Origin of the sequence: Actinokineospora fastidiosa (genome assembly GCF_014648415.1) — a bacterium.
In the GTDB taxonomy this organism is placed as follows: domain Bacteria; phylum Actinomycetota; class Actinomycetes; order Mycobacteriales; family Pseudonocardiaceae; genus Actinokineospora; species Actinokineospora fastidiosa.
In genome coordinates this window covers 846,900-871,726 of the sequence record NZ_BMRB01000001.1, presented here as the reverse complement: position 1 = coordinate 871,726, position 24,827 = coordinate 846,900, and the positions used below count along the sequence as shown (strand labels likewise).

Annotated in this window: 24 protein-coding genes; 11 read left to right on the top strand and 13 right to left on the bottom strand. The window is 72.0% G+C overall.

Going from position 1 to position 24,827, the window contains the following annotated elements:
• Nucleotides 1–15: 15 nt before the first annotated feature.
• Nucleotides 16–498 carry a DUF350 domain-containing protein gene (locus tag IEY98_RS04075; RefSeq protein WP_189208896.1) on the top strand — a complete coding sequence of 161 codons (483 nt, stop codon included), beginning with the start codon at nucleotides 16–18 and terminating at the stop codon, nucleotides 496–498.
• A 60-nt stretch (nucleotides 499–558) separates the two neighbouring features.
• Nucleotides 559–1,815 carry a serine--tRNA ligase gene (serS, locus tag IEY98_RS04070; RefSeq protein ID WP_189208895.1) on the top strand — a complete coding sequence of 419 codons (1,257 nt, stop codon included), beginning with the start codon at nucleotides 559–561 and terminating at the stop codon, nucleotides 1,813–1,815.
• 60 nt (nucleotides 1,816–1,875) lie between these two features.
• Here the strand turns inward: serS and lhgD are convergent, their stop codons facing one another.
• Nucleotides 1,876–3,051 carry an L-2-hydroxyglutarate dehydrogenase gene (gene lhgD, locus IEY98_RS04065; RefSeq protein WP_189208894.1) on the bottom strand — a complete coding sequence of 392 codons (1,176 nt, stop codon included), beginning with the start codon at nucleotides 3,049–3,051 and terminating at the stop codon, nucleotides 1,876–1,878.
• 156 nt (nucleotides 3,052–3,207) lie between these two features.
• Here lhgD and IEY98_RS04060 point away from each other — a divergent pair, with 156 nt between their 5' ends.
• Complete coding sequence (locus IEY98_RS04060) at nucleotides 3,208–4,383, top strand: hypothetical protein (protein WP_189208893.1); 1,176 nt, start codon at nucleotides 3,208–3,210, stop codon at nucleotides 4,381–4,383.
• Nucleotides 4,384–4,405: 22 nt separating this feature from the next.
• The gene (locus IEY98_RS04055) at nucleotides 4,406–5,341 is read left to right on the top strand and encodes an NAD-dependent epimerase/dehydratase family protein (RefSeq protein ID WP_189208892.1); all 936 of its coding nucleotides are present in this window, start codon (nucleotides 4,406–4,408) and stop codon (nucleotides 5,339–5,341) included.
• Here the strand turns inward: IEY98_RS04055 and IEY98_RS04050 are convergent.
• Both IEY98_RS04050 and ppgS read right to left on the bottom strand, forming a co-directional pair.
• Entirely contained in the window at nucleotides 5,328–5,678 is a 351-nt protein-coding gene (locus tag IEY98_RS04050) for a DUF2304 domain-containing protein (RefSeq protein WP_189208891.1), read from the bottom strand. The two genes, IEY98_RS04055 and IEY98_RS04050, sit on opposite strands and share 14 nt — an antisense overlap.
• Before the next feature lies 1 nt (nucleotide 5,679).
• Nucleotides 5,680–6,375 (bottom strand): polyprenyl-phospho-N-acetylgalactosaminyl synthase PpgS, encoded by a 696-nt coding sequence (gene ppgS, locus IEY98_RS04045; RefSeq protein ID WP_229786551.1) that lies wholly within the window; start codon nucleotides 6,373–6,375, stop codon nucleotides 5,680–5,682.
• 289 nt (nucleotides 6,376–6,664) lie between these two features.
• On the opposite strand from ppgS, the gene IEY98_RS04040 reads away from it, so the two are divergent.
• Entirely contained in the window at nucleotides 6,665–8,530 is a 1,866-nt protein-coding gene (locus IEY98_RS04040) for a glycosyltransferase (RefSeq protein ID WP_189208890.1), read from the top strand.
• 28 nt (nucleotides 8,531–8,558) lie between these two features.
• Nucleotides 8,559–10,427, top strand: a complete 1,869-nt coding sequence (locus IEY98_RS04035; RefSeq protein ID WP_229786550.1) for a glycosyltransferase — start codon at nucleotides 8,559–8,561, stop codon at nucleotides 10,425–10,427.
• A 61-nt stretch (nucleotides 10,428–10,488) separates the two neighbouring features.
• On the opposite strand, the gene IEY98_RS04030 is transcribed toward IEY98_RS04035, so the two are convergent.
• A complete protein-coding gene (locus tag IEY98_RS04030) occupies nucleotides 10,489–10,692 on the bottom strand; it encodes a cold-shock protein (protein ID WP_189208889.1) in 204 nt (67 codons plus the stop codon).
• 228 nt (nucleotides 10,693–10,920) lie between these two features.
• A complete protein-coding gene (locus tag IEY98_RS04025) occupies nucleotides 10,921–11,730 on the bottom strand; it encodes an HAD family hydrolase (protein WP_189208888.1) in 810 nt (269 codons plus the stop codon).
• A gap of 44 nt (nucleotides 11,731–11,774) precedes the next feature.
• On the opposite strand from IEY98_RS04025, the gene IEY98_RS04020 reads away from it, so the two are divergent.
• From IEY98_RS04020 to IEY98_RS04005, 4 genes are all read left to right on the top strand, one after another.
• Complete coding sequence (locus IEY98_RS04020) at nucleotides 11,775–12,686, top strand: LLM class flavin-dependent oxidoreductase (protein WP_189208887.1); 912 nt, start codon at nucleotides 11,775–11,777, stop codon at nucleotides 12,684–12,686.
• Between the two features lie 160 nt (nucleotides 12,687–12,846).
• On the top strand, nucleotides 12,847–14,061 hold the full coding sequence (gene glf / locus IEY98_RS04015; RefSeq protein WP_189208886.1) for a UDP-galactopyranose mutase: 1,215 nt from the start codon (nucleotides 12,847–12,849) through the stop codon (nucleotides 14,059–14,061).
• A gap of 7 nt (nucleotides 14,062–14,068) precedes the next feature.
• Complete coding sequence (locus IEY98_RS04010) at nucleotides 14,069–14,605, top strand: phosphatase PAP2 family protein (protein ID WP_189208885.1); 537 nt, start codon at nucleotides 14,069–14,071, stop codon at nucleotides 14,603–14,605.
• Nucleotides 14,602–15,522 carry a decaprenyl-phosphate phosphoribosyltransferase gene (locus IEY98_RS04005; protein WP_189208884.1) on the top strand — a complete coding sequence of 307 codons (921 nt, stop codon included), beginning with the start codon at nucleotides 14,602–14,604 and terminating at the stop codon, nucleotides 15,520–15,522. The genes IEY98_RS04010 and IEY98_RS04005 overlap by 4 nt, the downstream gene beginning before the upstream one ends.
• Here IEY98_RS04005 and IEY98_RS04000 read toward each other — a convergent pair.
• The 4 genes from IEY98_RS04000 to dprE1 form a co-directional block, all read right to left on the bottom strand.
• Nucleotides 15,505–16,020, bottom strand: coding sequence for an NlpC/P60 family protein (locus tag IEY98_RS04000; RefSeq protein WP_189208883.1), 516 nt, complete (start codon nucleotides 16,018–16,020; stop codon nucleotides 15,505–15,507). The genes IEY98_RS04005 and IEY98_RS04000 overlap by 18 nt on opposite strands.
• Before the next feature lie 103 nt (nucleotides 16,021–16,123).
• A complete protein-coding gene (locus IEY98_RS03995; protein ID WP_189208882.1) occupies nucleotides 16,124–19,141 on the bottom strand; it encodes an AfsR/SARP family transcriptional regulator in 3,018 nt (1,005 codons plus the stop codon).
• 89 nt (nucleotides 19,142–19,230) lie between these two features.
• The gene (dprE2, locus tag IEY98_RS03990) at nucleotides 19,231–19,986 is read right to left on the bottom strand and encodes a decaprenylphospho-beta-D-erythro-pentofuranosid-2-ulose 2-reductase (protein WP_189208881.1); all 756 of its coding nucleotides are present in this window, start codon (nucleotides 19,984–19,986) and stop codon (nucleotides 19,231–19,233) included.
• Nucleotides 19,983–21,341 (bottom strand): decaprenylphosphoryl-beta-D-ribose oxidase, encoded by a 1,359-nt coding sequence (dprE1, locus tag IEY98_RS03985; protein WP_308425834.1) that lies wholly within the window; start codon nucleotides 21,339–21,341, stop codon nucleotides 19,983–19,985. Before dprE1 ends, dprE2 begins: the two co-directional genes overlap by 4 nt.
• Nucleotides 21,342–21,395: 54 nt before the next feature.
• Here dprE1 and IEY98_RS03980 point away from each other — a divergent pair, with 54 nt between their 5' ends.
• Nucleotides 21,396–21,812, top strand: coding sequence for a GtrA family protein (locus tag IEY98_RS03980; RefSeq protein WP_308425833.1), 417 nt, complete (start codon nucleotides 21,396–21,398; stop codon nucleotides 21,810–21,812).
• Nucleotides 21,813–21,819: 7 nt separating this feature from the next.
• Here IEY98_RS03980 and IEY98_RS03975 read toward each other — a convergent pair whose 3' ends face one another.
• The 4 genes from IEY98_RS03975 to wzm all read right to left on the bottom strand — a co-directional run bounded on the left by IEY98_RS03975 (nucleotide 21,820) and on the right by wzm (nucleotide 24,781).
• A complete protein-coding gene (locus tag IEY98_RS03975) occupies nucleotides 21,820–22,080 on the bottom strand; it encodes a hypothetical protein (RefSeq protein WP_189208879.1) in 261 nt (86 codons plus the stop codon).
• Nucleotides 22,081–22,157: 77 nt separating this feature from the next.
• Nucleotides 22,158–23,063, bottom strand: a complete 906-nt coding sequence (gene glfT1, locus IEY98_RS03970) for a galactofuranosyltransferase GlfT1 (protein ID WP_189208878.1) — start codon at nucleotides 23,061–23,063, stop codon at nucleotides 22,158–22,160.
• Nucleotides 23,060–23,851, bottom strand: coding sequence for a galactan export ABC transporter ATP-binding subunit Wzt/RfbE (gene wzt, locus IEY98_RS03965; protein WP_189210043.1), 792 nt, complete (start codon nucleotides 23,849–23,851; stop codon nucleotides 23,060–23,062). Before wzt ends, glfT1 begins: the two co-directional genes overlap by 4 nt.
• Before the next feature lie 15 nt (nucleotides 23,852–23,866).
• Nucleotides 23,867–24,781 (bottom strand): galactan export ABC transporter permease subunit Wzm/RfbD, encoded by a 915-nt coding sequence (wzm, locus tag IEY98_RS03960; RefSeq protein ID WP_373292312.1) that lies wholly within the window; start codon nucleotides 24,779–24,781, stop codon nucleotides 23,867–23,869.
• Between the last annotated feature and the right edge of the window lie 46 nt (nucleotides 24,782–24,827).

The window sequence follows — 24,827 nt, the reverse complement described above, 5'->3', positions numbered from 1 at the left end:
CCCCGAGGAACCACCATGGAGGACCAGTTGACCACCAACCTCGCCACCGCGACCGTGATGGCGCTGCCGGAGAACTTCGGCGCCGACCTGGCCCGCGGCATGGGCGCCATCGCGCTGTACGCCATCGTCGGCCTGGTCCTCATGCTGCTCGGCTTCTACGCCATCGACTTCACCACCCCGGGCAAGCTGTCCGACCTGGTCAGGGCGGGGCGGCCGAACGCGGTCATCGTCACCGCGTCCGGCATGCTGAGCATGGCGCTGATCATCGTCGTGGCGATCTTCTTCTCGGCCAGCGACCTCACCGCCGGTCTGATCACCTCGGTGGTCTACGGCCTGCTCGGCATCATCGCCCAGGTGCTCGCCGTGCGGACCCTGGAGTGGGTGACCAAGCTCGATGTCGGCAGCACCATCGAGGACGAGCGCTTCGCCCCGGCCAGCGTCGTCGTCGCCGCCGTGCACATCGCGCTCGGCCTGATCGTGGCGGTGGCCATCTCCTAGTCCGGGCGGTCGCGTATCTCGTATGCACGCTGTCAGCACGGGCGACTACCCTCACACCCTGTGATTGACCTCAAGGTTCTGCGCGAAGACCCGGAGACCGTGCGCGCTTCCCAGCGCGCCCGCGGCGACGACCCGGCGGCCGTCGACGCCCTGCTGTCCGCCGACGAGCGGCGCCGCTCCGCGATCTCCCGCGCGGACACCCTGCGGGCCGAGCAGCGCCAGTTCGGCAAGCAGGTCGGCAAGGCCCGCGGCGAGGAGCGCGACGCGCTGATCGCCAAGGGCAAGGAGCTCGCCGCCGAGGTCAAGGCCGCCGAGGCCGAGCAGGCCGCCGCCGAGTCGGCCTTCGAGGAGTGCCACCGCGCGCTGTCCAACATCGTCGACCCGGCCGCGCCGGTCGGCGGCGAGGACGACTACACCGTCCTGGAGACCGTCGGCACGCCGCGCGAGTTCGACTTCACCCCGCTCGACCACCTCGACCTCGGGGTGCGGCTGGGCGCGCTGGACATGGAGCGCGGCGCGAAGGTGTCCGGCTCGCGGTTCTACTTCCTCACCGGGATCGGCGCGCAGCTGCAGCTGGCCCTGCTGAACATGGCCGCCGCCCAGGCGACCGCGGCCGGGTTCACCCTGGTCGTGCCGCCGGTGCTGGTGCGCCCGGAGATCATGGCGGGCACCGGGTTCCTCGGCGCGCACGCCAGCGAGGTCTACCGGCTCGCCGAGGACGACCTGTACCTGGTCGGCACCTCGGAGGTCGCGCTGGCCGGGTACCACTCCGACGAGATCATCGACCTGTCGACGCCCAAGCGGTACGCGGGCTGGTCGTCGTGCTTCCGCAGGGAGGCCGGGTCCTACGGCAAGGACACCCGCGGCATCATCCGCGTCCACCAGTTCGACAAGGTCGAGATGTTCTCCTACTGCAGGCCGGAGGAGGCCGCCGCCGAGCACCAGCGGCTGCTGGCCTGGGAGAAGGAGATGCTGGCCAAGATCGAGGTGCCGTACCGGGTCATCGACACCGCGACCGGCGACCTCGGCTCCAGCGCGGCCCGCAAGTTCGACTGCGAGGCGTGGGTCCCGACCCAGCAGGCCTACCGCGAGCTGACCTCGACGTCCAACTGCACCACGTTCCAGGCCCGCAGGCTGTCGGTGCGCTACCGCGACGAGAACAACAAGCCGCAGGTCGCCGCGACGCTGAACGGGACGCTGGCCACCACCCGCTGGATCGTGGCGATCCTGGAGAACCACCAGCAGGCCGACGGCTCCGTGGTGGTCCCCGAGGCGATGCGCCCGTTCCTCGGCCTGGACGTCCTGCGCCCGGTCTAGCCGGGGCCCGCACACCGGCGCGGCGGTCACACCAGGGAGGCCGTCACACGAGAGAGGCCGTCACACCAGAGAGGCGATGTGCCGCCCGATCTCCAGGGCGCACGTCGCCGCCGGTGACGGCGCGTTGAGCACGTGGACCTGGCCGGGCGCGGACTCGATCAGGAAGTCCTGCACCAGGGTGCCGTCCGGCAGCAGCGCCTGGGCCCGCACGCCGGAGCCCGACGCCACGATGTCGGCCTCGGTGACCGCGGGCACCAGCTTGGCCAGGCTCGCGGCGAACCGCCTGCGGCTCAGCGAGCGGCGCACCTCGTCGAGGCCCACCGGGTAGGCGTAGCGGCGGGCGAGCCGCCACGTGCCGGGGAAGCGGACGGTGTCCAGCAGGTCGGCGGCCGAGACGTCGGCCCAGCGGTAGCCCTCCCGCCGCAGCGCCAGCACCGCGTTCGGCCCGGCGTGCACGCTGCCGTCCAGCATCCGGGTGAGGTGCACGCCGAGGAACGGCAGCGTGGCGTCCGGCACCGGGTAGATCAGGCCCCTGACCAGGTGCGCGGCCCGCGGGCGCAGCTCGTAGTACTCGCCGCGGAACGGCACGATCCTGGCCTTCGGCGCCAGCCCGGCCATCCGCGCGACGCGGTCGCTGTGCAGGCCCGCGCAGTTCACCAGCGCGTCGGCCCGCAGCACCTCGCTCCCGGTGGCCACCTCCACCCGTCCGCCGCGGGTCCGGATGCCCAGGGCCGGGGTGTTCAGCCGCAGGTCGGCGCCCTGGTCGGTCAGCAGCCGGACCAGCGCGGCGCAGACGGCGGGGAAGTCGATGATCCCGGTGGTCTCCACCCGCAGCGCGGCGACGCAGGCGACCTCGGGCTCCCACTCGCGGGCCTCCTCCGGCGTGACAAGGCGCGCCGGGACCCCGTTCGCCGCGGCCCGCTCGGCCAGCACCCGCAGCGCGGGCACCTCGGCGTCGGAGGTGGCCACGACGAGCTTCCCGCAGACCGCGACCGGCACCCCGTTCGCCAGCGCGAAGTCCACAATGGACTTGTTGCCCGCGACCGACATCCGGGCCTTGAACGACCCGGGCGCGTAGTACAGCCCGGCGTGCACGACGTTGGAGTTGTGCCCGGTCTGGTGGCGCGCCCAGCCGTCCTCCTTCTCCAGCACGGTGACCCGGTCGCCCCGCGCGGCCAGCTCGTGGGCCGTCGCCAGCCCGAGGATCCCGCCGCCGATCACCAGCACATGTCGCACGGGGGAACCTTAGGCCACCGGCCGCGCGGACCTGGTTACGCGCTAGTTGGCAATAGGAGGCGTTGCCAGATGCGTTCCGGACGCGGGCCGCGCGGGTTATCCTGCGGGGTCCCCTTGGCCAGGGCCTCGCCCGCTCTAGTCCCAGGAGCATGGCACATGCGCGCACTGACCTGCGGAATCGCCGTCGCGGCACTCGTCACGGCGGTCGCGCTCCCCGGCACGGCCGCCGCCGAGAGCGCGGGAACGGAGTACCGGAGCGGCCGGTTCGTGGCCGCGCAGCCGGTCCGGGTGCACGACTCCCGGTCCAGCGGGCCGGTCGGGTCGGGCCAGACCGCGCGCATCGGGCTCGGCACCGCGCTGCCGTCCGAGGCGACGGCGGTCGTGCTCAACCTGACCGTCTTGGGCGCGACGGCGACGACCCGGCTCACCGCGCACACCGCGGGCGGCGAGCGCTCCGGCGCGACGGTGCACCTGCGTCCCAACGAGATCCGCTCCGCGCAGGTGACCGTCGGGATCGGCGCGCTGTCCGCTGTGGACGTCCACAACAGCTCGGGGGAGACGCACGTCATCGCGGACCTGGTCGGTTATTACCAGGCCGGGAACGGCGCCGGTTTCCACGGCGCCACGCCCGTGCGCGTGCTCGACACGCGCTCCAGCAGGTCCATCCCCGCGGGCGCCACGCGCACGGTCGACTTCAGCGCGCGCGTTCCCGCGGGCGCCACCGCGGTGACCTTCCTGCTCACCGCGACCGGCACCAGCGCGTCCCACTTGACGGCCTGGCCCGCCGGGCGGACCAGGACGGCGGCCGCCACCCTCCACCTGCCCGCGTCCGAGGCCCGGACGAACCTCGTCACCGTCGCCTTGGGCGAGCGCCAGTCGGTGAGCCTCTACAACCAGGCCGGGTACGCCCACGTCCAGGTGGACCTCGTCGGCTACTACACCGAGACCGGCGGCGCGGCGTTCCGCGCCAGGGCGCCCGTGCGCGAGTACGACAGCCGCGCCGACTACGCCAACGGCATGCCCGGCCTGCCGATCCCGCCGCGCTCCCGGGTCAGCCTCTCGGTGGCGGGCTCGGTCCCGGACGACACGACCGGCGTCCTGCTCGGCGTCACCGGCATCGAGGCCACCGAGACCACCTACCTCACCGTCTGGGCCGACGCGCGCGCCCCGCGCCCGGAGGTCACCGCGGTCAGCGTCCCGGAGAACCGGACGGTCGCCAACGCCGTGGTGCTCGGCCTGACCCCCGGCGACCTCGTGACCGTCTACAACAACGCGGGCCGCGTGCACGCCACCGTCGACCTGCTCGGCTACTTCCACACCGGGGCGGCCTGAGCCCCCTGGCATCATGGGCGCCATGCGCGCTCTCGTGACCGGCGGTGCCGGCTTCATCGGTTCCACCCTGGTCGACCGCCTCGTCCGGGACGGCCACGAGGTCGCTGTCGTCGACACCTTCGCCCGCGGCCGTCGGGAGAACCTGGCCGGGGCGCTGGCCAGCGGCCGGTGCTCGGTGCACGAGGTCGACGTGACCTCCCCCGACCTCGCCGCCGCCGTCGCCGAGGTCGCCCCCGAGGTGGTGTTCCACCTCGCCGCCCAGATCGACGTCCGGGTGAGCGTCGCCGACCCGCTGCTCGACGTCAGCCAGAACGTGCTGGGCACGGTCAACCTCGCCGAGGCCGCCCGGGCCGCGGGCGTCCGCAAGATCGTCTTCGCCTCGTCGGGCGGGTCGATCTACGGCACCCCGGAGGACCTGCCGGTCGGCGAGGACACCCCGATCAACCCCAAGTCCCCCTACGCGGCGAGCAAGGCCAGCTGCGAGCTCTACCTCAACGGCTACCAGCAGCTCTACGGCCTGGACTGCACCCACCTCGCGCTGGCCAACGTCTACGGCCCCCGCCAGGACCCGCACGGCGAGGCGGGCGTGGTGGCGATCTTCGCCAACGCCCTGCTGGAGGGCCGCCCCACCCGGGTCTACGGCGACGGCGGCAACACCCGCGACTACGTCTTCGTCGACGACGTCGTCTCCGCGTTCATCGCCGCGTCCGGGGACAAGGGCAGCGCCACCCGCTACAACATCGGCACCGGCATGCAGGTCTCCGACCGCGAGCTGCACACCCTGGTAGCGCGCGCGGCGGGCGCGCCCGACGAGCCGGAGTTCGCCCCGGCGCGGCTCGGCGACGTGCGCGCCTCCGCGCTCGACTCCGGCCGCGCCCAGCGCGAGCTGGGCTGGAAGCCCGAGGTCGACATCGCCGAGGGCGTGCGCAGGACGGTCGACTACTTCAGGACCCGGTAGCCCGGTCCTCGGGCTTCTCCGCGCCCTGGATCGCCATCGCCCGCACCAGCTTGGCGTAGCGGTGCTCCAGCTCCTTGAACCGCAGGTAGGTGTTGATCGTGGCGAAGCCGAAGGCCACGACCGTGCCGTAGAGCAGCAGGTCGGTGCCTCGGCCGACGCCGACCAGCTGGGCCAGCGCGCTCGTCGCCGACGGCACCAGCACCGCGATCACGCCGAACACCATGAACAGCGCGAAGCCGATCTTCACCCCGGCCGCCGTCCGGCTCTTGCCGTGGTGGCGCAGGAAGGACACCAGCAGGCCGACGACGGCCAGGATGAGCAGGATCTGGATCAGCATGTCAGCGCCTCGAACCGGTGCGGAGTGCGGAGTCGAACAGGATGTTGACGCCGTTGATCAGCGACTGGCCCTTCGACATGGAGTACTCGGTGTAGAGGATCGTCACCGGCTCCTCGGCGACCCGCCACTTCCTGCGGTCGATCATCTCCACGATCTCCGACGCGTGCCCCATGCCGTTGAGCTTGATGCTCAGCTGCTGGGCGACGGTCTGGTTGAACACGCGCAGCCCGTTGTGCGCGTCGGTCAGGCCGAGTCGGCGGGTGCGCGGGCTGAGCATGACCACGGTCCGCAGCACCAGGCGCTTGATCCACGGGATGTGGCTGGTGTCGGCGCCGCTCTTGAACCGGGTGCCGACGATGATGTCGACGTCCTCGGCGCGCATCCGCTCCAGCATCCGCACCACGTCATCGACCTGGTGCTGGCCGTCGGCGTCGAAGGTGACGAACAGCTCCGCGCCGGGCTGGGCCCTGGCGTACTCCACCCCGGTCTGGATCGCCGCGCCCTGGCCCAGGTTGACCGGGTGGCGCACCAGGTGCGCGCCGGTCGTGCGGATCCGCGCCGCGGAGTCGTCGGCGCTGCCGTCGTCGACGCACACGATGTTGGGGAAGGTCGCCATGGCGTTCCGCACGACGTCGGCGATGACCTGTCCCTCGTTGTAGACGGGGATGACCAGCCAGACGTCGGACCAGTCGGTCACGATTCCTCCGCGTGGTGGTGGCCGCGCCTGATCGACCCGGCCGGACTTCACCGCTGAGGGTAGCCTTCCGCGCGCGCCGCGTGCCTCCCCGCCCCACCCCGCTCTGACCTGGGCGGGACCGCCCCCCGACCCGGGCTGACGGCGGCTCGCGCCCGGTACGGGTAGCCTGTGCTGGCCGCACGTGATCGGCGCCGTCGTGGTGGGTGACCGCCCCGGCGCCTCGGGCGGACCCGCGAGAGAAGACATCTCGACATCGAGCATCGCCTGCCTGCGGAGGACTGGAAGACCCATGCCCGGTAGCACTGCGGACACCACGGCCAGGGCGGGTCGGCTGACCGCCCAGCGCGGCCTGTTCACCGGACCGGCCGCCGTGGTTCCCGACGAGCTCTACGCGCAGGTCCTGACCGGTTCGGCCGCGCGCACCCGCTCCCGGCTGACGGTCAACCCGCACTCGCTGGTCAGCACCGACACCTACTTCGGCCGCTTCCCCGCCAGCTACTGGCAGCGCTGGACCACCGCGGGCGACGTCGTGGCCGAGCTGACCGTCACCGGATCGGGCAAGGTCTCGCTGGTCGCCTCCGACACCAACAGCGAGACCCGCACCGTGGCCGCCGAGGTCGTCGAGGACGCCCAGGGCGCGACCATCCGGCTGACCACCAAGCTCACGATGTTCCTCGACGGCGGTTTCCTCTGGGTCGACCTGACCACCGAGGACGGCTCGCTGGCCGTGGACGCCCTGAACTGGACCGTCCCCGCGCCCGCGCACGAGCGCATGACCTCCATCGTCATCTGCACGTTCAACCGCGCCGACGACTGCGTGAACACCCTGGGCGCGCTGGCGTCGGACCCGGGCGCGCTCGACCTGATCGAGCACGTCTACGTCGTCGACCAGGGCACCGACACCGTCGAGTCGCGCGCGCAGTTCCCCGACGTGGAGAAGGCGCTCGACGGGCGGCTGCGCTACCTGCGCCAGCCCAACCTCGGCGGCGCTGGCGGCTTCGGCCGGGGCATGTACGAGATCACCGAGGCGGGCAGGCCCGCCAACGTGTTCCTGATGGACGACGACATCCTGTGCGAGCCGGAGATCGTCGTGCGGCTCACCGCCTTCGCCAACAGCGCGGCCAAGCCGACCATCGTCGGCGGGCAGATGCTGCGGCTGCTGCACCCGACCAAGCTGCTCGCGGGCGCTGAGTACGCCGACTTCGCCCAGCTCGTGCCCGGCAAGGTGGTCAAGGGCGGCCTCGACGACGTCGACCTGCTCGGCGAGGCCGAGGACGAGGACGGCGTGCCGCTGGGCAAGCCCAACCGCGGTGACGTGCGGGTGGACGCGGACTACAACGCGTGGTGGTCCTGCATGATCCCGTCCGATGTGGTCGACCGGCTCGGCCTGCCGCTGCCGCTGTTCTTCCAGTGGGACGACGTCGAGTACGGCTACCGCGCCCGCGCCCACGGCATCCCCACGGTCACGCTGCCCGGCGCGGGCGTGTGGCACGCGGACTTCGACTGGAAGGACGCGGACAAGTGGAACGAGTACTTCGCGGTCCGCAACGCCATGGTCGTCTCCGCCATGCACTCCGAGACCGACCCCAAGGTGGTCGCCCGGACCCTGGTGTCCCGGGTGGTCCGCTACCTGCTGGGCATGCAGTACGGCCTGGCCGCCACCATCATCCGGGCCGCTGAGGACTTCCTGACCGGCCCGCGCATCTTCGACGACGGCGGGGCCGCCGCGGCCGCGGCGATCCGCAAGGAGCGCGCCGAGTACCCCGACACCGTGCTGCACAAGCCCGCGGACATCGAGGGCGTGCTGCCGATGGTCAAGCCTGCAGGCGAGCCGAGCCTGACCCGGCTCGTCCTGCTCAAGCGGCTGATCTACGTGGCGATGGGGCGCACCTCCTACGCCAAGGGCATCGTGTCCGCCGAGGACGCCGCCTGGTGGCACACCTCGCGGTTCGACTCCGTGGTGGTCACCGACGCCTCCCAGGAGGGCGTGCGCGTGCGCAGGCGCGACCGCGCCATGGACGTCAAACTGGCCAAGCGCGTCGCCCGCGTCGCCCGCGCGCTGGTCAGCGAGACCCCCCGGCTGCGCGCGGAGTACCGCGCCGCCGTGCCCGAGGTGACCAGCCGGGAGAACTGGCGCAGGCTCTACGGCCTGTGACCCACCGCCCCCAGACCGAAGGAGCGACGTGACCGACCAGCACAGCGTGCTGCAGCGGGTGATCATGCCCAGGGACACCGACCCGCTGGACGTGCGCCCGCTGTACCTCGACGAGCCGGACAACGTGCACAGCCACGTGTCCTCGCGGGTCGCCGTGACGGTCCCCGCGTCGGCCAGGGTGTCGTTCGCCAGCTACTTCAACGCCTTCCCGGCCAGCTACTGGAAGCGCTGGACCCGGGTCACCGAGGTCACGCTGCGGATGCGCGTGCGCGGCGGCGGCCGGGTGGACGTCTACCGCTCCAAGCCCAACGGCGACCAGGTGCACGTGCGCGGCGAGGCCGTGCGCGACGGGTCGGGGTGGACCGAGCTGGCGCTGCCGGTGGACCTGGCCCCGTTCGAGGACGGCGGCTGGATCTGGTTCGACGCCTTCACCGACGACCAGACGCTGGAGATCGCCGACGCGGCCTGGACGACCGGGCTGGTGCTGCCGCAGCGCAAGCTGTCGATCGCCACCACGACGTTCAACCGCAACGACGACCTGATCGGCACCCTGCTCGCGCTGAGCGAGGACCCGAAGGTGCTCGACCTGGTCGGGCACGTCTTCGTCGCCGACCAGGGGAGCAAGCGGGTCAAGGACCACCCGCGCTTCGCCGAGGCCAGCGAGCGCCTGGGCGGGCGGCTGCAGCTCATCGAGCAGGGCAACCTGGGCGGCTCCGGCGGGTTCAGCCGGGGCCTGTTCGAGTCTCTTGAGCACACCGACGCCGACCAGATCATGCTCATGGACGACGACATCGCCCTGGAGCCGGACTCGATCCTGCGGGCCAGCGCGTTCGCCTCGGCCGCTGCCAACCCGCTCATCGTGGGAAGCCAGATGCTGAACCTGCAGGCCAAGGCCCGCCTGCACAGCATGGGCGAGGTCATCGACCGCGGCTCGGTGACCTGGCGGCCCGCGCCCGGCGCGGTCGTCGACCACGACTTCGGCGCCGAGTCGCTGCGCGACACCCGCGAGCTGCACCGGCGGATCGACGCGTCGTACAACGGCTGGTGGATGTGCCTGTTCCCGCGCGAGGTCGTCGAGGCCAACGGGCTGCCGCTGCCGCTGTTCATCAAGTGGGACGACGCCGAGTACTCGATGCGCGCGCTGGACCGCGGCGTGCCGACGGTCACCCTGCCCGGCTCGGCCGTGTGGCACATGCCGTGGACGGACAAGAACGACCTGTCCGACTGGACCGTCTACTACCACCTGCGCAACCGCCTGGTCGTCGCCGCGCTCTACACCGACCACGACCTGCGCAAGACGCTGCTCAAGCAGGGCCTGCGGGCCACCATCCGGCGGCTGCTGTCCATGGAGTACTCCACGATCGCCGTCGAGCTCAAGGCCATCGAGGACTTCATGGCCGGGCCCGACCGCATGTTCGACACCCTCGGCACGACGCTGCCCGAGGTGAACGCGCTGCGCAAGAAGTACGCCGACGCGCAGACCGAGCCCTCGGCAGGCGCGTTCCCGCCGCCCACGCTGGACGCCCTGCACGCCGAGCACCTGCTGCGCCCGCCGGTGCACCCGGTGAAGATCGCCGCGCGCGCGTCCAAGGCCGTGCTGCACAACCTGCGCGCGCCCGAGCCGAACGCGGCCGACCGCCCGCAGGTGAACGTGCCCGCGGGCAAGGCGCTGTGGTTCCTGCTGGGCAACCTGGACAGCGCGACGGTGTCCAACCCCGACGGCAGCGGGGTCGCCTTCCGCCGCCGGGACCCGGCGCAGTTCCGCGAGCTGTCCAAGCGGGCCGCGGCCACCTACCGCAGGCTCATCGCCGACTGGCCCCGGCTCAAGACCGAGTACCGGTCCGCCTTCGGCGACCTGACCTCGGTGGAGTCCTGGCGCAAGGTCTTCAAGGCCTGATCGACGCGGAACGGGCCCGCCCCCTGCCGGGGGCGGGCCCGTTCGCTGTCCTGTCCGGTGATCAGATCACGCGAACCGCGGTGGCCTGCGGACCCTTCTGGCCCTGGCCCACCTCGAACTCCACGCGCTGGTTCTCCTCGAGCGTCCGGAAGCCGTTGGACTGGATCTCCGAGTAGTGCACGAAAAGGTCGGACGAGCTGCCGTCCGGGGTGATGAACCCGTAGCCCTTCTCGGAGTTGAACCACTTCACTGTGCCCTGTGCCACGTCGTCTCCTCGACACGTACTACTAGGGCCCGCGCGGCGCGCGTGCCCTGGCCGGTTCCAGACGGCGGGGAAAACCGCGCGCCCGCAACACTCTCTTGCGAGCGTGATCAAACACGTACTCAAGAAACTGCGACCGCCATCTAGTCAACCACATGGAGACGGGCGTGAGGAGACCTCGCGCCCCGGCCGTCGCATTCGCGCATCGTCGCGGTGGGCGACCGGCCGCTCTCAGAACCAGCGGTCCAGCACGGCCGCGACCCCGTCCTCGGAGTTGGGCGCGGTGACCTCGTCGGCGGCGGCGAGCACGTCGGCGTGCGCGTTCGCCATGGCCACGCCGTGCCCAGCCCAGCGCAGCATTTCGATGTCGTTGGGCATGTCGCCGAAGGCCACCACGGCCTCGCGGTCCACGCCGGTCAGCTCGGCCACGTCGGCGAGGCCGAGCGCCTTGGTCACCCCCGGCGCGGAGATCTCGATGAGGCCCCGGCTGGTGGAGAACGTGACGTCCACCGCGCCGTCGAGCAGCTCGTGCGCGGCCATCGCCATCTCCTCGCTGGTCATGCCCTGGTGGCGGACCAGCAGCTTGGACGCTGGGTGGCCGAGCACCTCCGCACGCGGGCGCACGTTGTTCTCCGCATCGCCCCACGGGTTGGAGTAGCCGGGCTCGGTGGCGAACGCCTCGCCGCCGAGGTCAGGGCCGACCTCGGCGCGCTCGGTGGCGACCTTGATGCCGGGCAGCGCCTTCTCCAGCGTGTGTGTCACATCCCACAGTGTGATGGAGTCCAGTCCGTGGACCGTCAGCACGCGCTCGGTGGTGATGTCGTAGACGATCGCGCCGTTGGCGCACACGGCGTACCCGCTCAGGCCCGCCTGCCGGGCCACCGGCGGGATCCACCGCGGCGGGCGGCCGCTGACCAGCACGAACGGCACTTCCCGGGCGAGCACGCGGCCGATCGCGGCGGCGGTGCGGTCGGTCACCCGCTCGTAGGGGTCGAGCAGCGTGCCGTCGACGTCGGAGGCGATGAGCTGGGGCTTGTCCACACGCCCATCCTCCCCGAGCCCGCCCGGTCGGTAGGGTCGGGTGAGTGCGCGTTGGCATTGTGATCCTGCCCGAGTACCGCTGGTGGGCGGCCGAGCCGAAGTGGCGGGCCGCCGAGGAGTACGGCTTCGACCACGCCTGGACGTATGACCACCTGGGGTGGCGCACCCTCGTCGACGGCCCGTGGTTCGACGCCGTGCCCACCCTGACCGCGGCCGCCTGCGTGACCAGCACCCTGCGGCTGGGCACCTTCGTGGCCTCGCCGTACGTGCGCGAGCCCGTCCGGTTCTCGCGCAGCGTCCTGGCGCTCGACGACATCTCCGACGGCCGCTTCTGCCTCGGCGTCGGCGCGGGCACGGTCACCCCGGACGCCTACGACTTCGCCGTCTTCGGCGGGACCCGGCTCACCCCCCGCCAGGCGGCCGACCGGCTCGCCGAGTTCGTGGAGCTGACCGACGCCCTGCTCGTGCGGCCCACCACCGACTACGCGGGGGAGTACTACACCGCCGTCGCCGCCCGCGGGTACCCCGGCTGCGTGCAGCGCCCGAGGGTGCCGTTCCTGGTCGCCGCGAACGGCCGCAGGACGATGGGCGTGGCCGCCCGGCACGGGCAGGGCTGGGTCACCGTCGGGCCCCGCGCGGACGACCTCGACGAGTGGTGGCGCGGGGTGGCCGAGCTGGCCGAGCGGTTCGACGGCGTGCTCGCCGAGCAGGGCCGCGACCGCGCGAGCGTCGACCGCTACCTGAGCCTGGACGCCGCGCCCCGGTTCTCCCTGGACAGCGCCGAGTTCTTCGCCGAGCAGGTGGGCCGCGCAGCCGAGCTGGGCTTCACCGACGTGGTGACGCATTGGCCCAGGTCGGAGGGCTACTACGCGGGCCGGGAGACGGTGCTGGAGCAGGTGGCCGCCGACGTGCTGCCGACCCTCGGCGGACGGGCCGGGAAGAAGGCCGGGGAATAAAGCAACCCCCTCCGGCGTTGTGCGTCCATGTAGGTGACGGCAGCGATGCCGGAGGGGAACGCAAGAGGGGGCTCGGGCCCGGACCGTTGGGGAGCGGTTCCGGGCCCGCATCACAGGGCAGGCACCGGCCCGACATGTGACGAAGGTAGCCTGACGAACCGTGAACGCGGTGGCAGACACGAACGGCACTAACTACGACGGCTACGACCTGGTCATCGTCGGCTCCGGTTTCTTCGGCCTGACGATCGCCGAGCGCACCGCGACCCAACTGGGCAAGCGCGTGCTTGTCCTGGAGCGGCGCGCGCACATCGGGGGCAACGCCTACTCCGAGCCCGAGCCGGAGACCGGCATCGAGGTCCACAAGTACGGCGCCCACCTCTTCCACACCTCGAACAAGCGGGTGTGGGACTACGTGAACCAGTTCACCGAGTTCACCAACTACCAGCACCGGGTCTTCGCCAAGTACCAGGGCCAGGTCTACGCCTTCCCGATGAACCTGGCGCTGATCAACCAGTTCTTCGGCAAGTCCCACACCCCCGACGAGGCCCGCGCGCTCATCGCCGAGCAGGCCTCGGAGATCAAGACCGAGGACGCGCAGAACCTGGAGGAGAAGGCGATCTCGCTGATCGGCCGCCCCCTCTACGAGGCGTTCATCAAGGGCTACACCGCCAAGCAGTGGCAGACCGACCCGAAGGAGCTCGGCGCGGCCATCATCACCCGGCTGCCCGTGCGCTACACCTTCGACAACCGGTACTTCACCGACACCTACGAGGGCCTGCCGGTCGACGGGTACACCGCCTGGCTGGAGAAGATGGCCGACCACCCGAACATCGAGGTGCGGCTGAACGTCGACTACTTCGACGTGCGCGAGCACATCCCGGCGGGCACGCCGACGATCTACACCGGACCGGTCGACCGCTACTTCGACTACGCCGAGGGCGAGCTGGGCTGGCGCACCCTCGACTTCGAGATGGAGGTCGTGCCCACCGGCGACTTCCAGGGGACCTCGGTCATGAACTACAACGACCGCGACGTGCCCTACACCCGCATCCACGAGTTCCGGCACTTCCACCCGGAGCGGACGAACTACCCGACGGACAAGACGGTCATCGTGCGGGAGTACTCCCGCTTCGCCGAGTCCGGCGACGAGCCGTACTACCCGATCAACACCCCCGAGGACCGGGACAAGCTGGCCCGCTACCGCGAGCTGGCCAAGCGCGAGGCCGCCGAGCGCAACGTGCTGTTCGGCGGCCGCCTGGGCACCTACCAGTACCTCGACATGCACATGGCCATCGGGTCGGCGCTGTCGGTGTTCGACAACAAGGTCGCCCCGCACCTGACCTCGGGCGCCCCGCTCGACGGCTCCCTGGACTGAGGACGACATGGCCGCGATGGAACTGCTGGACGGCGCGACCCCGGTGTCCCGCGAGACCGCCGCGCTGAGCCGCGTGCAGGGCGCCATCGCGCGCCCGGCCGTGGTGAAGGCGGCGCGGGCGCTGTCGCACTTCGGCGAGCACAGCGCGGGCTGGTTCGCGATGGGCCTGGTCGGGGCGGCGCTGGACCGCGACCGCCGCCGCGACTGGCTCGCCGCCTCCGCGGGGGTGGTCGCCGCCCACGCGGCGTCCATCGCGGTCAAGCGGGTCGTGCGCAGGCAGCGGCCGATGGACCCGTCGGTGCGGGTCCTGGTGGGCACGCCCAGCAGGCTCAGCTTCCCGTCGTCGCACGCGACGTCCACCACCGCGGCCGCCGTGCTGTTCTCCGGGCTGACCGGCAAGCCGCTGGTGCCGGTCCTGGTCCCGCCCATGCTGGTGTCCCGGCTGGTGCTCGGCGTGCACTACCCGAGCGACGTCATCGCCGGTTCCGCCCTCGGCGCGGTCGTCGGGGGCCTGCTCCGGCGGCGGCTGCGGGGCCGGGGATGAGCCAGGACACCACGAGCAAGCCCCCCGCCTCGGCGTCGGCGCGGGGCGGGCTGGCCGGTGGGCTGGTCCGCACCGCCCGCCCGCGCCAGTGGGTGAAGAACGTCCTGGTCCTGGCCGCGCCGTTCGCCGCTGGCCGCATCCTGGAGAGCGCGGTCCTGGTCGACGCCGCGATCGCCTTCGCCGCGTTCTGCCTGGTGTCCTCGGCGGTGTACCTGGTCAACGACGCCATCGACGTCGAGGCCGACCGGGCGCACCCGACCAAGCGCAACCGGCCGATCGCCGCGGGCGTGGTGCCCGTCCCGGTGGCCTACGTCGGCGCGGCGGTGCTGTTCATCGCGTCGATGGTCGTCGGCCTGCTCGCGGGCTGGCAGCTGCTGGTCGTCCTGGGCGTCTACGCGGCCGTGCAGCTGGGCTACTGCCTCGGGCTGAAGCACCAGACGGTCGTCGACCTGTGCATCGTCGCCTCCGGCTTCCTGCTGCGGGCGATGGCGGGCGGCGTCGCGGCCGACATCCGCCTGTCGCAGTGGTTCCTGCTGGTGGCCGCGTTCGGCTCGCTGTTCATGGTCTCCGGCAAGCGCTACGCCGAGGTCGTGCTGTTCGAGAAGACCGGCGCGGAGATCCGCGCGTCGCTGCGCAAGTACAGCGCCAGCTACCTGCGGTTCGTGTGGGCCACGTCGGCGGCCATCATGATCGCCACGTACTCGCTGTGGGCCTTCGAGCTGCGCGCGGGCAGCCAGTCCAACTCGGTCTGGGCGGTCATCTCGATCGTCCCGTTCGTCATCGCCGTGCTGCGCTACGCCGTCGACGTCGACCAGGGCAACGCGGGCGAGCCCGAGGAGATCGCGCTGAAGGACCGCGTCCTGCAGGTCCTCGGCGTCGCCTGGGTCGGCTGCCTCGGGCTATCTGTCTTCCTGTGACCGGGTGAGGGGAGCCCCCTCCCCGAGGACTCCCCCCACCCGCTCTCCCCCCGGTGTGACCACCCGGAGGTAGCGGCTGGGCCGCAGCCCCGCCCCGTCCCCCGGGAAGGCCAACCGCCGGTGCACGGTCCCCTCCGGCGACTGCTCGAACCCCCAGTAGTGCTCCCGCTCGATGTCGGCCCACTCGTGGAAGATGACCGAGCCCGTGCCCGCGGTTGCGAGCAGCGCGTCCCCCGCGCGCAGTTCCCCCTTGGCGACCGCGACACTCACCCTGGCCAGCCCCGCGTTGTCGAGCCCGCCGTGCCGGGACGGTGGCACGCCCGGCAGTCCCCACGCCATCGAGACATAGCCCGAACAGTCGGTGCGGTAGATCCCGTACTCGTTCTGGTGGAACCTGTGCAGGCCGTACGGCACCGATGGCCGCAGCCAGCTCTCCGCCCGCTCGACGATCTCCCCCCGGCTGATCTCCGGTCCGAGGTCGCCGACCTGAGCGGACATCCCCCTGCTCCCTTCCTTTCCCTGGACTGCTTTCCGACACGACGACTCTGCCGCCGCGGCCTACAGGCGCGCTTCAGCCCGGGGGAGTTGACCTATAAAACGCCTATAGGCGGTAGGGAGCCTGAACGCGCGCGAGCCATTCGGCAGGGCTCGACGCGGACAGTTCCGCCAGCTCCCTGGTCGGCACGGCGGTGAACAGCTCCGTCGCCCGCAGCCAGTGCTTGTCCGCGTTGTCCGGGTCGGCGGCAGCGAGGTCGCGCAGCGTCCGGGCCTGCCAGAGGGCCAGGTCCAGCTCGGACCAGCGGTCCAGGGCCTCGGCCAGCAGCTCGCGGGCGAACCCCTGGTCGCCGGTCGCCAGGTGGTACTCGCCCAGCGTCCGGGTCATCAGCGCGGCGCCGAAGCGGTCGCGCCTGCGGGTGCAGACCTCCAGGCAGCCCGCCAGCGCCTCGGCCACGCCGTCGACGACGCCGAGCCGCAGGCTCGCCTTGGCCCAGGACTGGTGGGCGTAGGTGGCGCCGAGGTCGTCGCCGGAGGCCAGCAGGATCGACGCCGCGTCCGCGCTCAGCCGCGCCGCGGGCTCGTACTCGTCGAGCGCCCGGTGGCACAGGCTGAGCCCGCGCAGCGCCAGCGCCTCGCCGCGCCGGTCCGCGAGGGAGCGGTACCGCTCGATCGAGGCGGCGAAGTGCGCGAAGGCCGCGGCCATGTCCCCGTGGTCGCGCTCGATCGCGCCCAGGCCGTAGCGGGCGGCGGCCACGACGCAGTCGTCCCCGATCGCGGCCGCCGCGGTCAGGTCGGCGGCCGCGCGGGCGAACTCGCCGACGTCGCGGGCCACGGTCCCGAGCCCGATGAGGGCGATCGCCCGGATCGGGTCGTCGGCGACGGCCACCGCCTGCTCGTGCGCCATCCGGAAGTGCGCCTCGGCAGCGGCGAAGTCGTCCTTCTCGTAGTGCAGCTGGCCCAGGCCCGCCAGCACCATCGCCTCGGCCCGCCGGTCGCCGCCCGCCCTGGCGGCGGCGAGCGCGACCTCGTGGGTGCGCTGCCAGCCGTCGAACTCGTTGCGCACGGCGAACGGCGAGGACAGCAGCGAGGTGATCAGCAGCGTCGTCACGCCGTCGATGCCCAGCTCGTGGGCGCGCTCCACGGCCCGCACGACCGCGCCGGTCTCCGACTTGAGCCACTCGACCGGGTTCTCCTCGGCCTCGGCGAGCAGCCGGGGGTCGACGTCGACCTCGGCGGTGACCAGCGGCCGCAGGCCGAGCGTCATCCGGGGCAGCCGCCGCGACCCGGCCTCCACCAGCGCCATCCAGGTGCCCAGGGTCCTGGTCAGGGCCGCGGCCACCACCTCGGGCGGCTCCTGGGCCGCCTGCTCGGCGCCGTAGAGCTGGACCAGGTCGTGGAAGCGGTAGCGGACCCGGCCGACGCTGTCCACGCCCGCGACGTCCAGCAGCCGCAGGTCGACCAAGCGCTCCACCACGTCCTCGGCGTCGGCAGGCGCGACGTCGAGCAGCGGCGCGGCCACCCACCAGCCGAAGTCGGGCAGGTCGAGCAGGCACAGCAGGTGGAACGCCCGCCGCTGCACGGCGTCGAGGTCGGCGTAGTTCAGCGCCAGGCTCGACCGGATCGCCAGGTCGCCGACGGCCAGCTCGTCGAGCCTGCGCCGCTCGTCGGAGAGCCGCTCGGCCAGGGACCGCAGCGGCCAGTGCGGCCGCGCGCGCAGCTTGGCCCCGGCCGCCCGGATGGCCAGCGGCACCCCGCCGCACAGCTCGGCGATGCGGGCGGCGGCGTCCGGCTGGGCGGCCACCCGGTCGGCGCCGATCATCTTGCCCAGCATCTCCACGGCGCTGTCCTGGTCGAGGAAGTCCAGCTCGATCGACTCGGTGCCCGCCAGCCCGGCCAGCCGCGAGCGGCTGGTGATCAGCACCAGGCACTCCGGCGCGCCCGGCAGCAGCGCGCGGACCTGGTGCTCGCCGCGGGCGTTGTCCAGCAGCACGATCAGCCGCCGACCGGCGACCCGCTGGCGGTAGCGCTCGACCCGCTCGTCCAGCGACTCGGGCAGCTCCTCGACGCCCAGCGCGGTCAGGAACCGGCCCAGCACCTCGAAGGCGTCGAGGTCGCGGTCGGCCCCGCGCAGGTCGGCGAACAGCTGCCCGTCGGGGTAGGCGGGGCGCAGCAGGTGCGCGGCGTGCACGGCCAGCGCCGACTTGCCCGCCCCGCCGAACCCGGACACCACCACGGTCGGGGTGGCCGTGCGGTCGCCCTCCCGGGACCCGCCGATGGCGAGCAGCCGCGCCAGCGCGTCGGCGCGCCCGGTGAAGTCCCCGATGTCCGGCGGCAGCGCGCGCGGCACGGCGGAACGCGCGGGAGCCGTGGGGGCGGGCGCGGCGAGCGTGCCGTCCAGGATGGCCGCGTGCAGGGCGCGCAGCCGCTCACCGGGCTCGATCCCCAGCTCGTCGAGCAGCAGCCGCCGCCCGGCCCGGTACACCTCCAGCGCGTCGGCCTGCCTGCCCGCCTCGTGCAGGGCGCGCATCAGCAGCGCCCGGGTGTCCTCGCGGAGCGGGTGCGCGGCCACCGTCCGCTGCAGCCGCGCGGCGGCCTCCTCGGTCCGGCCCAGGTCCAGCAGGCACCGCGCCAGCCCGTCCTCGGCGCTGAGCCGGTCTTCCCCGAGCGCGTCCCGCCAGTCCGCGGCGAACCCGGCGTCGACCCCGCCGAACGCGGGCCCCCGCCACAGGTCGATGGCCTGCCCGTAGCGCAGCGCCGCGCCCGCGGCGTCCCCGGACCGCTCCGCCTCCCGGGCCGAGGCCAGCAGCCGCTCGAACCCGCTGAGGTCCACCTCGTCGGGCTCGACCCGCAGCAGGTAGCCCGGCGAGCGGGTGGCCAGGGCGTCCTTGCGCCCGGCCGCCGCCAGGCCGCGGCGGAGCAGCGAGATGTAGGTGTGCACGAGCGCGGTGGCCGACTGCGGCGGCGACTCGTCCCAGATCAGGTCGACGAGCCGCTCGACGGCCACCACCCGGCCCGCCTGCTGCAGCAGCGCGACCAGCAGCGCCTTGGGCTTGGGACCCCCGAGGTTCACCTCGGCGCCGTCGCCGAGGACGGCCACCGGTCCCAGCACCAGGATCCGCACGACCCCGATTCTGTCACACCAAAGGGTCACCGACGGCTCACTCGCGGCGATCGCCGCAGGTCACCACGACCCGATTCGGGCCTTCGGGGTCAGATCGGGAGCTTGCGGAAGATCGGCCGGGGCACGTGGCGCAGCGCGGACATGACGAACCGCCACGGGGCCGGGGCCCACACCAGCTCCTTGCGCCCGCGCACGGCGGCGGCGACGACCTCGGCGACCTTGGCGGGCGTCGTGGCCATCGGGGCGGGCTTGAGGCCGGTGGTCATCTTCGAGTGCACGAACCCCGGGCGGACCACGGTCACGGTGACGCCGTGCGGGCGCAGCGCCTCGCCGAGGCCGAGGAAGAAGCCGTCGAAGCCCGCCTTGGTGGAGCCGTAGACGAAGTTGGACCGGCGGACCCGCTCGCCCGCGACCGAGGAGAGCGCCACGATCGCCCCGTGGCCCTGCTTGCGCAGCCGCTCGGCCAGCGCGATGCCCACCGACACCGGGGCGGTGTAGTTCACCTTGGCCAGCTCGACCCCGGTCGCGTGGTCCTGCCAGGCCTTCTCCGCGTCGCCGAGCAGGCCGAAGGCGACCACGGTGAGGTCGATGTCGCCGTCGGCGAACGCCTCGTCGACGACCTTCGGGTGCGAGTCGGTGTCCAGCGCGTCGAAGGCGACGGTGCGCACCGTCGCGCCGAGGCCGCGCAGCCGCTCGGCTGCCTCGTCCAGCCGAGGCGACGGGCGGGCGGCCAGCACGACGGTGATGGGGGCCTGGGCGAGGTAGTGCTCGGCGATGGCCAAACCGATCTCGGAGGTGCCGCCGAGCAGCAGCATCGACTGCGGGGTGCCCACTGCGTTGATCAAAGTCCCAGCCTTCGCGATTGGTCGGAGGTGAACAGCCCGTCCGGGTCGACCGAGGCGCGGACCTTGCGCCACTCGTCGAGCCGCGGGTACATGCGGTGGAAGGTCTCCGGCGCGGTGCGCGACTCCTTGGCCAGGTACAGCCGCCCGCCGACGGCCAGCACCAGCTCGTCGAGCTCGTCGCAGAACTCGCGCAGCCCCGCCCGGATCGGGAAGTCGACGGTGATCGTCCACCCGGGACGCGGGAACGACAGCGGCGCGGGGTTGGCCTCGCCCATCCGCTTGAGCACGTTGAGGAACGACACGTGCCCGGACTCGGCGATGCGCCGGACGATGTGGCGCAGCGCGACGTCCTCGTCGAACGGGATGATGAACTGGTACTGCAGGAACCCGTTGGTCCCGTAGGCCCGGTTCCACTCCCCGAAGAGGTCGAGCGGGTGGTAGAAAGCCGTCAGGTTCTGGATCTGCCCGCGCCCCCGCCTCGGCGCCTTGCGGTACCAGGCCTCGCCGAGCGCGCGGAAGGTCAGCCTGTTGGCCAGGCCGTTGGGGAACACGTCCGGCAGGGTGAGCAGCTGCGGCGCGTCGAAGCGCAGCGGGTCGCGCCGCTTCTTCACCGGCAGCTGGTCCACAGTGGCCAGAGAGCCCCTGGAGAACACCGCGCGGCCGAGGCGGCCGTCGGTGGAGATGGAGTCGAACCAGGCCATCGAGTAGTCGTAGTCGGCGTCGGACCCGTCGGAGAACAGCGCCAGCGTCTCGTCCAAATCGGACGTCCGGTCGGTGTCGACGACGAAGTACGCGCTCTCCACGTGCTTGAGCCGCAGCGTGGCCCGCAGGATGACGCCGGTCAGGCCCATCCCGCCGACGGTGGCCCAGAACAGCTCCGGGTCGTTCTCCGGGGTGATCGTGCGCACCTGCCCGTCGGCGGTCAGCAGGTCCATCGACAGCACGTGGTTGCCGAAGCTGCCCGCGGAGTGGTGGTTCTTGCCGTGGATGTCGCAGCCGATCGCCCCGCCGACGGTGACCTGCCGGGTGCCGGGCAGCACGGGCACCCACAGCCCGAACGGCAGCGCGGCGCGCATCAGCCGGTCGAGGTCGACGCCCGCGTCCACCACCGCGAGGCCGCTGTCGGCGTCGATGGAGTGGATGCGGCGCAGCCCGGTCATGTCCAGGACCAGCCCGCCCGCGTTCTGCGCCGGGTCGCCGTAGGAGCGGCCGAGGCCGCGGGCGATCACGCCGCGCCCGTCAGCGCGCGCCACGGCGGCGATCACGTCCTCCGCGGTGCGCGGCGCGGCGACCAGCGCCGAGGAGGGCGCCGTGCGCCCCCAGCCGGTCAGCGTGCGGGTCTCGAAGCTGTCCACCGCTCCAAGGGTAGCCAAGCGGCCCGCCTAGACTTGGAGCGCGTCGAGGAGGGGATGGCGACAGTGGCGGAGGTCAGCACCCGGCCGGGGCTCGTCCAGCAGCTCGTGCGCTTCGTCCTGGTCGGCGGCTTCTGCGCGCTGGTGGACTTCGGCGCGTACTGGCTGCTGCTGCAGACCGGCCTGTGGGTGCACGCGGCGAAGGCGCTCAGCTTCATCGCGGGCACCACCACGGCGTACTTCCTCAACCGCCGCTTCACCTTCACCGACGCCCGCACCGGCGCGGCGACCCAGGTCGGCGGCTTCGCCCTGCTCTACACGACGACGTTCTTCGTCAACGTCGGCGCGAACGCGCTGATGCTCACCCTGCTGCCCGACTTCGGCCTGGAGTACGCCGTGGCCTGGGCGATCGCCCAGGGCCTGGCCACGGCCATCAACTTCGTGCTCCTGCGGACCGTCGTCTTCAGGGCCTGACCGGGCGCTAGCCGCCGAAGCCCGTGCCGCGCTTCGGGCTGCCGTAGGCCTGCTGGTTGAGGGGCAGCTCCTCGATGTGGGCCGTGGCCACCAGGCCGAAGTTGATCGCGACCGTGCTGCCGTCGGCCAGCTCGGGACTGTCCACCCCGGCGGAGCCCATCAGCACGGGCAGACGGGTCATCAGGCTCTTGGCGGACTTGTCGGACAGGGCGAACACCAGCGGCTCGGGGCGGCCGGTCAGGTGCAGGATCAGCGCGTGGTTGCTCATGATCCCGACTCGACCACGTGCGCGCGTCCGGGGCAAGCGGGGTTCGCCGGAAGCGGATTCGCCGCGGGCGGAAAACCTCAGATCCGGAAGAACTGCTCCCGCCGCCCCCTGCGCACCAGCTTCAGCCAGTCGAGGAACGCCTTCGGGTCGCGCTTGGTGCCGATGAAGTACAGGCCGAAGCGGACGACCTCCAGCAGCCCGATCCGCCGCATGCCCGGCTGCGCCATCAGGTACCCGCGGTTGCGGTAGGTGTAGTACCGCTTGACCTCGTTCTCCGGGTCCTGGGCGTGCAGCTTGCCGAACAGCATCGGCTTGAACTCGTCCGACCCGTCCGGGTGCAGGTAGGCCACCCGCAGGCAGGTGCCGAACGGCAGCCCCGAGCGCACCAGCCGCCGGTGGATCTCCACCTCGTCCCCGCGGAAGAACAGCCGGTAGTCCGGCACGCCCACCACGTCCAGCGTCGATGCCCGGAACAGCGCGCCGTTGAACAGCGAGGCGATGCCCGGCAGGAAGTCCGCGCCCAGCTCGCTGGTCGTGCGCTTCCAGGTCAGCCCCCGGCGCAGCGGGAAGGCCAGCCGGTCGGGGGTGTCGATGTTGGTGACCACCGGCGACACCGCGGCAAGGCCGCGGCGCTCGGCCACCTCCAGCAGCACCGACAGGACGTTCTCGTCGGCCGGGCGGCCGTCGTCGTCGGCCAGCCACACCCACTCCGCGCCCATGGCGAGCGCGTGCAGCATGCCCAGGGCGAAGCCGCCCGCGCCGCCGAGGTTGCGGTGCGAGGGGAGGTAGGTGGCCGGGACCCCGCAGCTCTCCACGATGTCGCGCGCCGGGTCGTCCGGGCCGTTGTCGACCACGATCAGGTGGTCCGGCGGACGGGTCTGGGCGGCCACCATCTTCAGGGAGTCGGCGAGCAGCGCCCGGCGGTGCCTGGTGACCACGACGGCCACGACCGAACCTGCGGGGAGCTGCGCGTCGCTGTTCATCCGGTCTGGCCGAGCCTTTCCAGGGTCTCCGTGCTCATGTGCTCGAACGGGTCGCGGCCCTTGTAGGCCGTGAGGACCTCGCGCAGGGAGCCGTGCATCTTCACCCGGCCCTCGTCCATCCAGATCGCGGTGTCGCAGAGCTCGAACAGCAGATCGTCGGAGTGCGAGGCGAACACCAGCATGCCGGATCGGCGGACCAGGTCGACCAGCCGGTCCCGCGCCTTGGCCATGAACGCCGCGTCGACGGCGCCGATGCCCTCGTCGAGCAGCAGGATCTCCGGGTCGATGGAGGTCACCACGCCCAGCGCCAGGCGCACCCGCATGCCGGTGGAGTAGGTGCGCAGCGGCAGGTGGAGGTAGTCGCCCAGCTCGGTGAACTGGGAGATGTCCTCGACCCGGTCCTCCATCTCCTTGCGCGTCATGCCCAGGAACAGGCCCCGGATCATGATGTTCTCCAGGCCGGAGATCTCCGGGTCCATGCCGACGGCGAGGTCGAACACCGGCGCGATCTTGCCGTTGATGCGGGCGGTGCCCTTGGTGGGCTCGTAGATGCCCGACAGCAGCCGCAGCAGGGTCGACTTGCCCGCGCCGTTGTGCCCGACCAGGGCGACCCGGTCGCCCTCCTTCAGGCTCAGGCTGATGTCGTGCAGCGCCTCGATGATGGGCACCCGCGCCTCGGTGCCGATCTTCCCGCCGACCTTGCCGAGCACGGCCTTCTTCAGCGACCGAGTCTTGGCGTCGAAGATGGGGAAGTCGACGGAGGCGTTGGCGACCTCGATGTTGACCATGTCGTCAAGCCTCACTCAAACCCAGTAGGAAACACGCGCACGGTAGTTGCGCATCGCCAGCAGCGCCAGTGCCCAGCCCACCACGGTGATGCCCAGGACCACAACCCAGTGGTGCCAGCTCTGCTCGCTGCCGATGAGCGGCGCCCGCAGGATCTGGATGAAGTGGTAGAGCGGGTTCAGCTCGGCCACCAGCATCTGCCAGCTGCCGGTCTCCTTGAACTTCTGCGCCAGGATGTCGACCGGCCACACGATCGGGGTGACGAAGAACAGCAGCTGCGTCAGCGCGTTCACGACCTGCGGGATGTCGCGGTAGCGGGTGCTGATGATGCCGAACAGCAGCGCCACCCAGGTGCCGTTGACCGCGATCAGGACAAACGCGGGGACGGCGGTGATGATGGTCCAGTCCAGTCCCGGCTGCAGCGCGCCCCCCGAGGACAGGATGTAGCCGTCCCGGACGAGGTCGCTGAAGAAGATCGCCAGGACGGCGAAGTACACGAGCATGTTGTGGGCGAACATCAGCGTCAGCCGCCACACCGTGCGCAGCGCGTAGACCGTCAGCGGCGCGGGCAGGTGCTTGATCAGGCCCTCGTTCGAGATGAACGTGTCCGACCCGTCGGTCATGCAGCCGAGCATGAAGTTCCAGACGATGAACCCGACCGTCAGGTACGGCAGGAACGTGCCGATCGGCGTCTCGAACAGCTGCGAGTACAGCAGGCCGAGGCCCGCCGCGGTGACGGCCATGCTCAGGGTGATCCACAGCGGGCCGATGACCGAGCGGCGGTACCGCTGCTTGATGTCCTGCCAGCCCAGATAGGCCCACAGTTCGCGCTGGCCGAAGCCGCGGCGGATGTCGGAGATGGCCGCCGGGAAGTTGCGTCCGGCGTGGACGACGGTCACCGGCGGCTCCTCCACCACGCTGGTTGCTTGCACGGGATACGAGCGTACCGGCGGGAAGTCACCCGGTTGTGCGCGCGGT